At 62.3% G+C, this 11,927-nt stretch carries 11 protein-coding genes and 1 riboswitch; of the genes, 6 read left to right on the forward strand and 5 right to left on the reverse strand.

Features of this window, described 5'->3' with window-relative positions; translation table 11 throughout:
• The first annotated feature begins 72 nt into the window (after positions 1-72).
• The 3 genes from AB5Y95_RS11805 to AB5Y95_RS11815 all read left to right on the forward strand — a co-directional run bounded on the left by AB5Y95_RS11805 (position 73) and on the right by AB5Y95_RS11815 (position 3,771).
• On the forward strand, positions 73-1,746 hold the full coding sequence (locus AB5Y95_RS11805) for a sensor histidine kinase (RefSeq protein ID WP_010635661.1): 1,674 nt from the start codon (positions 73-75) through the stop codon (positions 1,744-1,746).
• The gene (locus tag AB5Y95_RS11810; RefSeq protein ID WP_368161148.1) at positions 1,740-2,471 is read left to right on the forward strand and encodes a LytR/AlgR family response regulator transcription factor; all 732 of its coding nucleotides are present in this window, start codon (positions 1,740-1,742) and stop codon (positions 2,469-2,471) included. The genes AB5Y95_RS11805 and AB5Y95_RS11810 overlap by 7 nt, the downstream gene beginning before the upstream one ends.
• Positions 2,472-2,580: 109 nt before the next feature.
• Positions 2,581-3,771 (forward strand): MFS transporter, encoded by a 1,191-nt coding sequence (locus AB5Y95_RS11815; RefSeq protein WP_016348936.1) that lies wholly within the window; start codon positions 2,581-2,583, stop codon positions 3,769-3,771.
• 74 nt (positions 3,772-3,845) lie between these two features.
• Here AB5Y95_RS11815 and AB5Y95_RS11820 read toward each other — a convergent pair whose 3' ends face one another.
• The 4 genes from AB5Y95_RS11820 to AB5Y95_RS11835 form a co-directional block, all read right to left on the reverse strand.
• On the reverse strand, positions 3,846-4,970 hold the full coding sequence (locus AB5Y95_RS11820; protein ID WP_368161150.1) for a 5-(carboxyamino)imidazole ribonucleotide synthase: 1,125 nt from the start codon (positions 4,968-4,970) through the stop codon (positions 3,846-3,848).
• Positions 4,967-5,476 carry a 5-(carboxyamino)imidazole ribonucleotide mutase gene (gene purE / locus AB5Y95_RS11825; RefSeq protein WP_017785107.1) on the reverse strand — a complete coding sequence of 170 codons (510 nt, stop codon included), beginning with the start codon at positions 5,474-5,476 and terminating at the stop codon, positions 4,967-4,969. Before purE ends, AB5Y95_RS11820 begins: the two co-directional genes overlap by 4 nt.
• Positions 5,477-5,538: 62 nt before the next feature.
• Entirely contained in the window at positions 5,539-5,841 is a 303-nt protein-coding gene (locus AB5Y95_RS11830; protein ID WP_005306985.1) for a hypothetical protein, read from the reverse strand.
• A gap of 4 nt (positions 5,842-5,845) precedes the next feature.
• The gene (locus AB5Y95_RS11835) at positions 5,846-6,772 is read right to left on the reverse strand and encodes a sodium-dependent bicarbonate transport family permease (RefSeq protein ID WP_368161152.1); all 927 of its coding nucleotides are present in this window, start codon (positions 6,770-6,772) and stop codon (positions 5,846-5,848) included.
• A 111-nt stretch (positions 6,773-6,883) separates the two neighbouring features.
• Here AB5Y95_RS11835 and AB5Y95_RS11840 point away from each other — a divergent pair, with 111 nt between their 5' ends.
• The 3 genes from AB5Y95_RS11840 to murI all read left to right on the forward strand — a co-directional run bounded on the left by AB5Y95_RS11840 (position 6,884) and on the right by murI (position 10,829).
• On the forward strand, positions 6,884-7,786 hold the full coding sequence (locus tag AB5Y95_RS11840; RefSeq protein ID WP_010635666.1) for a LysR family transcriptional regulator: 903 nt from the start codon (positions 6,884-6,886) through the stop codon (positions 7,784-7,786).
• Positions 7,787-7,821: 35 nt separating this feature from the next.
• Positions 7,822-8,000: riboswitch (cobalamin riboswitch) on the forward strand.
• A 51-nt stretch (positions 8,001-8,051) separates the two neighbouring features.
• Positions 8,052-9,929 (forward strand): TonB-dependent receptor, encoded by a 1,878-nt coding sequence (locus AB5Y95_RS11845; RefSeq protein WP_368161154.1) that lies wholly within the window; start codon positions 8,052-8,054, stop codon positions 9,927-9,929.
• 105 nt (positions 9,930-10,034) lie between these two features.
• Positions 10,035-10,829, forward strand: a complete 795-nt coding sequence (gene murI / locus AB5Y95_RS11850) for a glutamate racemase (protein ID WP_005306974.1) — start codon at positions 10,035-10,037, stop codon at positions 10,827-10,829.
• Positions 10,830-10,847: 18 nt separating this feature from the next.
• Here the strand turns inward: murI and AB5Y95_RS11855 are convergent, their stop codons facing one another.
• Positions 10,848-11,342 (reverse strand): RNA-binding protein, encoded by a 495-nt coding sequence (locus AB5Y95_RS11855; RefSeq protein WP_005306971.1) that lies wholly within the window; start codon positions 11,340-11,342, stop codon positions 10,848-10,850.
• Positions 11,343-11,927: the final 585 nt, after the last annotated feature.

Genomic DNA, 11,927 nt, shown 5'->3' on the forward strand with positions numbered 1-11,927 from the left:
GCTTGCCTTCCACGTGTCATGGCGAGAGATAATTCAGTTGTGTTCCCTGGTTGCAATCGGTCGGATGGTCTCATGCTCGAAAATCAGATGATGTTGTTGGCGGTGTTCGAACGGGCGGCGCTGATGCTGATGACCCTGTTCTTCCTGACCCGTACCCGGCCGTTCCAGCGGCTGTTCCAGAAGCGGGACCACACCCCGGCCGAACTGGTGCTGGTGGCCGCCATCTTCTGCCTGTTCGCGGTGTTCAGCACCTATACCGGCATTCCGGTGGAGGGGGCCCTCATCAACGTGCGGATCATCGCCATCATCTCGGGCGGCATCCTGTTCGGCCCCTGGGTCGGCATTCCGGCCGGGGTCATCTCGGGTCTGCACCGCTATCTCATCGACATGGATGGCCACACATCTATCCCGTGTCTCATCGCCAGCATCATCGCCGGTCTGCTGGCGACCTGGCTGCACCTGCGCTGCCGCAAGTCGCGGCTCTGGCTCTACGGCATCCTGGCGGGGATGGCCTGCGAAGGGCTGACCATGCTGCTCATCTGGCAACTGACCGAGCCCCACGCCGTGGGGGTCGAGATCGTCAGCCACATCGCCTATCCGATGATCGCCGGGGCGCTCTGCATCGGTCTCATCATCAAGCTGGTGCAGGACCTGGATGACGAGAAGGAGCTGATCGCCGCCAAGCAGGCCAAGCTGGCGCTCGACATCGCCAACAAGACGCTGCCGTTTTTCCAGAACATCGATCGTCACTCACTGAGCCAAGTGTGCGGCATCATTCGCAGCGAGATCAGCGCCGATGCGGTGGCCATCACCGACACCCGCGACGTGCTGGCCTATGTGGGGGTGGGCAAGGATTACTACGAGCTGGACGAGCACCACGCCATCAGCGCCATGACCCAGCGGGCGGTGCTGCTGGACCAGATCATCATCAACAACGATCTACGCCAGTACCACCTCTCCGATTTCCACTCGGTCATCATTATTCCGCTGCGGGAGAACGGCGCCGTCAGTGGCACCCTCAAGATCTACTACCGCCGCACCCACAGCATCACCAGTTCCCTCAAGGAGATGGCGGTGGGCCTCTCCCAGCTCATCTCCACCCAGATGGAGGTGTCGCGCATCGAGCAACTGAAAGAGATGACCCGCAAGGCGGAGTTCACCGCGCTGCAGAGCAAGATCAACCCGCACTTCCTGTTCAACGCCCTCAATGCCATCTCGTCGCTGATCCGCATCCGCCCCCAGCAGGCGCGCCAGCTCATAGCCAATCTGGCGGACTACCTGCGCTACAACCTCAACAAGGGGGACACCCTCATCGACATCCAGGAGGAGCTGCAGCAGGTGCGCGACTACGTGGCCATCGAGCAGGCCCGCTTCGGCGACAAGCTGGAGGTGGTATTCGAGGTGGACGACGTGCACATCCAGGTGCCGAGCCTGTTGTTGCAGCCCCTGGTGGAAAACGCCATCCTGCACGGCATCCAGCCCCGCAGTGCGCCGGGCAGGGTCACCATCGAGGTGAAACAGCTGGCGGGCGGCATTCGGGTAGCGGTGCGCGATACCGGTTACGGCATCAGCCAGGAGGTGATCGATGGGGTCGCCGCCGGGCGGGTGGAGAGCCGCAGCATCGGCCTGATGAACGTGCATCAGCGGGTAAAGCTGCTCTATGGCGACGGCCTGCACCTCAAGCGGCTGGAGCCGGGTACCGAAGTGAGTTTCTATCTGCCGGATCAGGAGTCGATGCCATGCTGAAAGCCATCATAGTGGAAGACGAATACCTCGCCCGCGAGGAGCTCATCTATCTGGTGAATCAGCACAGCCAGATCGAGATAGTGGCGAGCTTCGAGGACGGGCTGGAGGCGTTCAAATACCTGCAGGATCACGAGGTGGACGTGGTGTTTCTGGATATCCAGATCCCCTCCATCGACGGCCTGCTGCTGGCCAAGAACCTGCACAAGTCGAGCCATCCGCCCCACATCGTCTTCGTCACCGCCTACAAGGAGTTTGCGGTGGAGGCGTTCGAGCTGGAGGCGTTCGACTATATCCTCAAACCCTACAACGAACCGCGCCTCATCAGCCTGCTGCAAAAGCTCGAGCTGGCGGGCAAGTCGCAGACGGGGCAGGGGAACGAATCGGGCGCGCCGCACAATCGCACCGTCAATCTGGTGAAGGGGGAGCGCATCATAGTCACCCCCTGCGAGCAGATCTATTACGCGGAAGCCGACGAGAAGCTCACTTATGTCTACAGCCGCGATGATCGCTACGTGATGACCATGACCCTCAGCGAGTTTGTCAGCCGGCTGCCTGCCGAGGGGTTCTTCCGTTGTCACCGCTCCTACTGCGTCAACATCAACAAGATCCGCGAGATAGTGCCTTGGTTCAACAGCACCTATCTCATCCGGCTCCATGACCTGCCGTTCGAGGTGCCGGTCAGCCGCAGCAACATCAAGGCGTTCCGTCAGCTGATGCGGCTCTGATTGTCATTCATTCCCGCCGATCTGCATTTCATGCCTTAATCGGTCGGCGGGAGTGGCGTCTTGCCTATAGTGGCCCCAGTTTCCTTAAGGCCATTGACCGAGACGCATCATGACCAAAGAGATGAATCGCACCCGCTACCTCACCCTGTTGGGGACCATCATCACCCAGTTCGCGCTGGGATCCGTTTACACCTGGAGCCTGTTCAACGCCCAGCTCTCCGACAAGCTGGACGAGCCGGTCAGCCAGGTCGCCTTCGCCTTCGGCCTGCTCAGCCTCTCCCTGGCGGTGGCCTCCTCCCTGGCGGGCAAGCTGCAGGAGCGGTTCGGGGTGCGCAACGTCACCCTGGGGGCCGGCGTGCTGCTCGGCATCGGCTTCTTCCTCACCGCCCACGCCAGCAACCTGGCGATGCTCTACCTCTGCGCCGGCATCCTGGTCGGTTTTGCCGACGGTACCGGCTACCTGATGACCCTCTCCAACTGCGTGAAGTGGTTCCCGGAGCGCAAGGGGCTCATCTCCGCCTGCTCCATCGGTGCCTATGGCCTCGGCAGCCTGGGCTTCAAGTACATCAACCTGCTGCTGCTCTCCAGCAACGGCCTGGAGACCACCTTCCAGCTGTGGGGGCTGATCGCCATGTCCATGGTGCTGGTGGGAGGCATGCTGATGAAGGATGCGCCCAAGCAGGCCGCTGCCGTGCAGCAGAGCGAGAGCCGCGACTTCACCCTGGCCGAGGCGATGCGCAAGCCGCAGTACTGGATGTTGGCGCTGATGTTCCTCACCGCCTGCATGAGCGGTCTCTACGTCATCGGCGTGGCCAAGGACATCGGCGAGAACATGGTGGGCCTGCCGGCCGTGGTCGCCGCCAACGCCGTTGCCATCATCGCGATGGCCAACTTGGGCGGCCGGCTGGTGCTGGGGATCCTCTCCGACAAGATGTCCCGCATCCGGGTCATCACCATCGCCCAGCTGATTACCCTGGCCGGCATGGCGCTGCTGCTGTTCGTGCCGCTCAACGCCAACCTCTTCTTCGTGGCGGTGGCCTGCGTGGCGTTCAGCTTCGGTGGTACCATCACCGTCTACCCCTCGCTGGTGAGCGACTTCTTCGGTCTCAACAACCTGACCAAGAACTACGGCGTCATCTATCTGGGCTTTGGTCTGGGCAGCATCATCGGCTCCATCGTGGCCTCCCTGTTCGGCGGCTTCATGGCGACCTTCAACCTGATCCTGGTGTTGCTGGTGGTGGCGCTGGTGCTCTCCCTCACCATCCGCCTGCCGGCGCCGGTATCGGTCGAGCGGGCCTGATCACCTTCTTACCGCAGCAAGCAATGAAAAGACCCGGGCCAGGCCCGGGTCTTTTTTTGTGCGCGGCTCAGGGCTCAGCGTGGCGGCAGCCCCAACAGCTGGCGCACCCGCTGGCAGGTCTCTTCCACCGTTGGCCAGTCGGCGGCGGTGATGGTGACATGGCCCATCTTGCGGCCGGGGCGGGGTTCTCCCTTGCCGTAGAGGTGCAGATGCACGCCGGGCAGTGCCAGCAGGGCGGCCCAGTCGGGCGTGCCGTTTTGCCAGAGATCTCCCAGCAGGTTGAGCAGCATGGCGGGACGCACGGCGATCCGGGTGGGCAGCGGCAGATCGCACAGGGCGCGCACCTGCAGCTCGAACTGGCTGCACTCGGCGCTGTCGAGGCTGGGGTGGCCCGAGTTGTGGGGGCGGGGCGCCAGCTCGTTGACCAGCAGTTTGTCTGCCACCAGGAAGAACTCCACCGTCAGCACGCCGACGTAGTCGAGGGCGGCGATCAGCTGCTCGGCGATGCGTCTGGCATCGGCCTCCAGCGCCGGCACGTTGGCCGGGGAGCGGGTCTGATCCAGAATGCCGCCGCTGTGCCAGTTTTGCACCAGCGGCAGGGCACCGATGGCACCGCTCGGGCTGCGGGCCAGGGTCAGGGAAAATTCCCCTTCCAGCGGCAGGCGCTTCTCCAGCACGCAGGGGACGCCGCTGGCGGCCAGCGCTGCTGGCAGTTGGTCGGCGGCCTGAATGGTCCACTGGCCTTTGCCGTCGTACCCCTCGCGGGCAGTCTTGAGGATGGCGGGGAAGAGGTGATCCGGCAGCTCGGGCAGCGGCTCACCCGGCTGCAGGGTCTGGTGGGAGGCGACCGGGATGCCGGCTCTGCTCAGGAAGGCCTTCTCTTCGCGGCGATCCTGACAGATGCGCACGGCACCGGCGGCCGGTCGTACCGGCTGGTACTGCTCCAGCAGGGCCAGGGCGGTGGCCGGCACGTTCTCGAACTCGCAGGTGACGGCGGCGCAGCGGCTGGCTAGATCGTGCAGCGCCGTCGGGTCGTCATAGGCGGCGACAATATGGTGATCGGATGCCGCGCCGGCGATGCTGGTGGGATCGGGATCCAGCACCACCACCTTGTAGCCGAGACGGTGGGCGGCCATCACGAAGTAGCGGCCGAGCTGGCCGCCCCCCAACATGCCGAGGGTGGCGGGTGGTAGTATCATGCCGGGTCCTCCAGGGTGAGGGCCAGCACCCGGTCGCGTTCGTTGGCGCGAAAACCGTCGAGCTGCTGCTGGTAGCGGGGGGCATCGCCGTCCAGGGCGACGGAGAGCAGGGAGACCGCAAACAGGCCGGCGTTGGCGGCGCCCGCTTCGCCGATGGCGAAGGTGGCGACCGGCACCCCCTTGGGCATCTGCACGATGGAGAGCAGGGAGTCCATCCCCTTGAGCTGGCGGGTCGGGATGGGCACACCCAGCACCGGAAGGGTGGTCTTGGCGGCCACCATGCCCGGCAGGTGGGCGGCGCCGCCAGCGCCGGCGATGATGGCGCGCAGGCCACGCTCACGGGCGCTGGCGGCATATTCGAACAGCAGATCCGGGGTACGGTGGGCCGAGACCACGCGCGCCTCGTAGGGGACGCCATGCTCCTTGAGGATGCGGGCGGCGGCCTGCATCACGGGCCAGTCGGAGTCGGATCCCATTACCAGGCCGATCAGGGGAGGGGTATTCATGGCTATGACTCCTTGCAGTCAAACGTTTGTCTCTGGTTGGCAAAAAGAGCCGGCAAGCCGGCTCAGAATTTTTCGGGTCGCACGATTTCGACCGGTTGCAAAAAGGCGACCATGGCATAGTCGGGGTAGTAGCGACTCTGCAGGTGGGCGAGCAGGCGTTCCGCCTGTTCGCGGCTGCAGATCGCCTCTAGCCGGATGTTGCCGCTCTCGCTCCAGCTGGCGTTGCGCTCACCGTGGTCACCGCGGCCTCTGGCATCGGTGATGGTGTAGCCGCGCAGCCCCTCGCGGGTGAGGGTGCGCAGCAGGGTGGGTTCCAGGTTCGCTTCCGTGATGACGGTGAGCAGGGTGCGGATCTCGGTCTGCATGTGGCTACTCCGTGAAGTGGCGGGCCCAGCTGTGGTAAAGCGGGATCCCCAGCATGATGTTGAACGGGAAGGTGACCCCCAGCACGGCGCTGAGCGACAGGCCCGGATTGGCCTGAGGCACGGCGATGCGCATGGTGGCCGGCACGGCGATATAGGAGGCGCTGGCTGCCAGGGTGGCCAGCAGGGTCAGGCCACCCAGGGAGAGCCCCATCAGCTGGCCGATCACCAGGCCGAGGCCAGCCGAGGCGAGCGGCATCAGCAGGGCGAAGCCGAGCAGGAACAGGCCGTGACGGCGCAAGTCCTGGCACTGGCGGGCGACGATGAGGCCCATCTCCAGCAGGAACAACGCCAGCGCCCCCTTGAACAGGTCGACGAACAGGGGTTTGAGCGGGGCAATCCCGTCGGGACCGGCCAGATAGCCGATGGCCATGCCGCCCAGCAGCAGGGTGACCCCCTTGCCGAGGAAGGTTTCATGGGCCAGCCGGCGCCAGCGGGTTTGCCGACTTATCCCCTGGGCCAGCACGATGCCGACCAGGATGGCGGGGATCTCCATCACCGCCAGGAAGATGGAGAGCTGGGATTCGAAGTTGATGCCGCGCTCGGTGAGCCAGTTCACCCCGACAGCAAAGGTTGCCACGCTGACCGAGCCGTAGTGGGCGGCAGTGGCGGCGGCATCGACCCGGTTCATCTTGAGGCGTAGCACGGCGAACCCGGCCAGGGTCTGCAGCATGCCGAGCAGGATCACCAGCGCCAGTTGCGGTAATAAGGGTTGCAGGGATTGTTGCGCCAGGCCGACGCCGCCCTTGAGGCCGATGGCCAGCAGCAGAAAGAGGGAGAGAGTATCGTAGAGCGCGGGCGGCAGCTTGAGCTCGGAGCGCACCAGACCGGCCAGCAGGCCAAACAGGAAAAAGAGTACAACAACATCCAGCATGGGAGTTCGCAGGAGGCAATTCACAGGGTGGTTGCATGCTAGAGTGCAAGATGTTTCGATAAAATCAGATTTTGATTGATGATTGTTCGGTAGAAACTGATAAGGGACCCGATGCTCAACTATAAACAGCTCTATTACTTCTGGCACGTGGCGCGCAGCGGTAGTGTGACGCGGGCTGCCGAACAGTTGCACCTCACGCCGCAGACCGTCAGCGGTCAGGTGGCCGAGCTTGAGCTCTCCCTCGGGGTGGCGCTGTTCAACCGGGTGGGGCGGCGGCTTGCCCTGACCGCCGCCGGTCGCCAGGCGCTCGAGCAGGCTGGCGCCATCTTCTCGCTCGGCGCCGATCTCGAGCATACCCTGCGCCACGCCAGCCAGGAGCTGACCATGCAGGTGGGGATCGCCGACTCAGTCCCCCGCACCCTGGCGTTCGAGCTGCTGGCGCCCGCCATGGCGCTGGCCACCCCGCTGCGCCTGGTGTGCCATGAAGAGCGGGCGGAGCAGCTGTTCAGCGAGCTGGCCAGCCACAAGCTGGACATGGTGCTGATCGATCGCCCGCTTCCCCCCGACAGCGGGGTGCGTGGCTACAACCACGAGCTGGGACGCAGCCCCTTGGCGCTGTTTGCCAGCCCCGAGCTGGCCGCCCGGGCACGACAGGGCTTTCCCGCCTCCCTCGAGGGGCTGCCGCTGCTGATTCCGGGGGAGAAGTCGGCGACCCATGACAGCCTGCTGGCTTGGTATCGGCAGCAGGGCATTCATCCCCACCTGGTCGGCCAGTTCGATGATTCGACTCTGATGAAGTCGTTCGGCAAGGCGGGGATGGGGATCTTCCCGGCGCCGCTGGCCATGGCCGAGGAGATTGCGCGGCTCTATGGTGTCGAACGGATTGCAACCCTGACCGAAGTGACGCTCTCCTACTATCTGGTGTCGGCCGGTCGCCACCTCTCCCATCCCGGTGTGCAGGCGGTGATGGCAGGGGCGAAGCAGAGATTGGCGGCATTGGGTGGCAAGAAATAGAAATCTGGATGGCTATACATCCACCTCTGCTCTGCCTATAATCCCTGCGCTTTGGCGCATCATGCTTAATAGGGAATCCGGTGAAAATCCGGAGCTGGCGCGCAGCGGTAAGGGGGAACGAAGCGACATCAGGGCACTGCCATCGGGTGGGAAGCCGTCGCCGTAGGCCATCAGCCCCCCAGCCCGAAGACCTGCCAAAGTTCGTATTTCGGGCCGAGAGAAACCGGCCACGAAGTAGATGCTTACGCGAACTTAAGGATCTCTCATGTCCAAGAAATTATTGGCGGCTGCCCTGTTGCCAACGGCGGCCTTTGCCCAGCCACTGACCATCCCCGTCAACCCCACCATGGTGGTGACCGCCACCCGTGTCGCCCAACCTGCCTCCAGTGTGCTGGCTCCCGTCAACGTGGTGACCCGTGACGAGATTGACCGTCTGCAAGCCCAGACTGTGACCGATGTGGTCAAGACCCTGCCCGGCGTGGAAGTGGTGAGCAATGGTGGCCGTGGCCAGCTGAGCTCGCTGCGGGTGCGTGGCGGCACCTCTTCCCAGACCCTGGTGCTGGTGGACGGGGTGCGTAGCGCCTCTCTGACCGCCGGGATGACGGAGCTCAACAACCTGCCGCTCAATCAGGTGGAGCGCATCGAATATATCCGCGGCGCGCGTGCCACTATCTATGGTTCGGATGCCATCGGCGGGGTGATCAACATCATCACCCGTCCCGATCCCGCGACCAACAAGCACAAATTCAATGTCGGTGCCGGCTCCCACAAACAGCGCCAGGCCGCCTTCAGCAGCGCCAGCCAGATCGGTGAAGCTGGCCAGCTCAAGGTTGCCGGGGGCTTCGATGACGAGACCGGCTACAACGTCCACCCCATCGCAGGGGTGAACGATGGCGACAAGCACGGTCACCGGGGCTATAACGCCATGCTGGACTATCAGCATGCGCTGACCGGCAACTGGGATCTGTTCGGCACGACTCGCTGGTTCCGCAACATTGCCCAGTACGACCGATCGTCCGCCGCTTCTGCCTGGGGCCCGGCCTACCATCAGCGCAACGAAACCTGGACCGAGAACCAGAGCTACCAGCTGGGGGCCCGTTATCACGACGAGCGTTACCTGAGTGAACTGCGCGGTGCCTTCTCCAAACAGGATGCCTACGACTACCCGGACAGCAGCGGCCGCGATCAGGCCACTGACCGGCTCTATACCCGTCAGTACACCTTGAACTGGGTCAACAACGTCAAGCTGGACGAGAACTGGACCCTGGGTGGCGGCGCCGACTGGCAGCGCGACATGCTGGATGCCAGTTCCCGCTCCTCCGGCACCGCCTTCCCGAGCGATGCCAACGAGCGCGACAACACCGGGCTTTATGCTCTGGCCCAGTTTGACAACCAGACGTGGCAGGCCGAGCTGAGCGGTCGCAGTGACGACAACAAGCAGTTTGGTCGTCACAACACCTGGCAGACCGGGGCTGGTTGGCGCTTCGCGGAGGATTATCGCCTCAGTGCCCGTTACGGTACCGGCTTTCGCGCACCCTCCTTTAATGACCTCTACTACCCGAGCTCAGGCAACCCTGACTTGAAGCCGGAAGAGTCGAAGAGCCGCGAGCTGATGCTCGATGGCCAGACTGCCGGCGTCGAGTGGCGTGTGACCGGTTATCGCAACGACTTCGAGCAGATGATCCAGTGGGCACCCACTAATCCGAGTGATTCCAACAGCCTCTGGAGCCCTCAGAACGTTGGCAAGGCGCGGATCGAGGGTGTCGAGCTGGAAGGGGAATTTGGCACCGGCTGGCTGAGCCACCGGGTCTCTGCCGAGTACAAGGATCCCAAGGACAAGGTGACCGACAAACAGCTGCAGCTGATCTCCCGCAAGGGGGCCAAGTGGGTGACCCAGGCACAGTGGCAGCAGTTCGATGGCTCCCTGAGCTGGATCTATCAGGGCGAGCGCTATGGCGATGCGGCCAACACGACCCAGCTGGGGGGCTACAGTGTCTGGAACCTGGCAGTAGGTTATCAGGTCGCGCCTTCCTGGAAGGTCTCCGGCAAGATCAACAACCTGCTGGACAAGGAGTACCAGACTGCGGTGGGCTACCCGGCCGACGAGCGTGCCTATTACGTGACGGTCGACTACTCACTCTGATCCCGACCGTGATTGTATAAATGAGGGGCCCCGCCATTGGTGGGGCCTTTTCTATTGGCGGTGGGCGGGAGTATGATCGCCGACTTGCACCAAAGGGGAGTTCAAGTGGCCAATATTCTCGTGTTCGACTCCGGTATGGGTGGGCTGACCATCTACCGCGAGATCCGCCGCGCATTGCCGGCACACAACTATCTCTATTGCTTCGACAACGCCAACTTCCCTTATGGTGAGCTGAGCGAGCCTGCCCTGATTGCTGCCTGCACCCGACTGGTCACTACCATGGTGGCTCGTCATCATATCGATCTGGTGGTGATCGCCTGCAACACCGCCAGCACCATAGCGCTGCCTGCCCTGCGCGAGGCTCTGGCTATTCCCGTGGTAGGGGTGGTGCCTGCCATCAAGCCCGCGGCCGCGCTCACCCGCAACGGTTGCATCGGTCTGCTGGCGACACCGGGTACCGTCAGCCGTGAATACACCCACGAGCTCATCGCCCAGTTTGCGCCGGGCAAGCGGGTGCTGCTCAAGGGGGCGACCGAGCTGGTCATCGAGGCCGAACGCAAGCTGGCGGGTCTGCCGGTCAATATGGCGCTGTTGCGGGAGGTGCTGGCGGATTGGCTGGAAGGGGAAGAACACCCGGATACCCTGGTGTTGGGTTGTACCCATTTCCCGTTGCTGGATGAAGAGATACGGCAGTTGATGCCTGCGTGCCAACTGGTGGATTCCGGCAGTGCGGTTGCCAAACGGGTGGCTCACCTGTTGACTGGTTTGGTCACTACACCGACGCGGATGGAAGATGTCGGGGGGAGCGCCTATTGCACCCGGCTGGATGCCCAGACCCAGAAACTGACAGCCCCCTTGCAAGCTTGGGGGCTGTCATCTCTCGAAGAGGTCAGGTTCTAACAAACGATCGGTTGCCGATCAGGCGTCAACCTCGTTGCCTTCTCGTTCATCTTTATCCCGCTTGTCATTGGCTTCGCGCACCTTGAGAGTACGCTGCTGATACTCCTTGTCGTTGAGCGCGGCGATCGCCTTGGCGGCGTCCGCAGCAGGCATCTCTACGAAACCAAATCCCCGGCGCTTGCCGGTGGCCTTGTCCTTCATCAGACGAACTGAGATCACCTGGCCCTGTTCGGCAAACAGTTCACGCACGGCTATCTCATTGGCACGGTATGGCAGGTTGCCTACATATAAGGTGCAGGTCTCCTGATTGGAGGCCTGTTCAGTGGCGCCGGCGGGCGCACGGTTGTTGAGGAACAGCGGTACCACGAAACCGCCGATGGCCAGACCCACAGCAAAAATCACTTCGGCTTTCAAAGAAAATTGCAGTGCCTGGGCAACCAGATAACCAACCAGTGCCAACACCAGGGCAAGGATGGCTGCCTGCACATAAACGGGAAACTTGGATAAATTCATCTTTAAAGACCTTTTGTAAATGAAAGCAAAAAAGGTGCAACACTCTATTCACCTCCATGGTAACCAGCTTTCCAGCCGGGCGCTACCATGGACCATTCGGGACACATTATCCGTTCCAGTATGGCATCCCTTGCGGGAGGAAGACCCACTTAAATGATGATAAAAGGGGTCTGAAATCATTGGGTTGTGGATAACGTTGTATATATACACTGAGTAAGCTGTTTCTAATTGGATAATTTGAGATTTCCGTGACTTTCTTCAAAAAAAGCCTTGTCATCGCGACGCGCCTCCCTATAATGCGCCCTCACCAGCACGGCAGAACACGCCAACCTGATGAGCTCGCTTTCTCGTGAAGCCAGCGCCGAAAGAAAAGCGAAAACAAGCGCTTGACTTTCGAAGTGAGGAAGGTATTATACGCCACCTCAGCGCGACAAGCGCCACGCTCTTTAACAATTTGAATCAAGCAATCTGTGTGGGCACTCACAGCATCGAGCATCAAAAACAATTTTTGATTTTCAATGTCTGATGAAGTGACCAAAGCAACTTTTAAGTTGCAGCAGTTAATTCAGCAATTCATTGAGCCGC

The sequence above is a fragment of the Aeromonas sp. R5-3 genome (assembly GCF_040908225.1).
GTDB classification, from domain to species: Bacteria; Pseudomonadota; Gammaproteobacteria; order Enterobacterales; family Aeromonadaceae; genus Aeromonas; species Aeromonas dhakensis.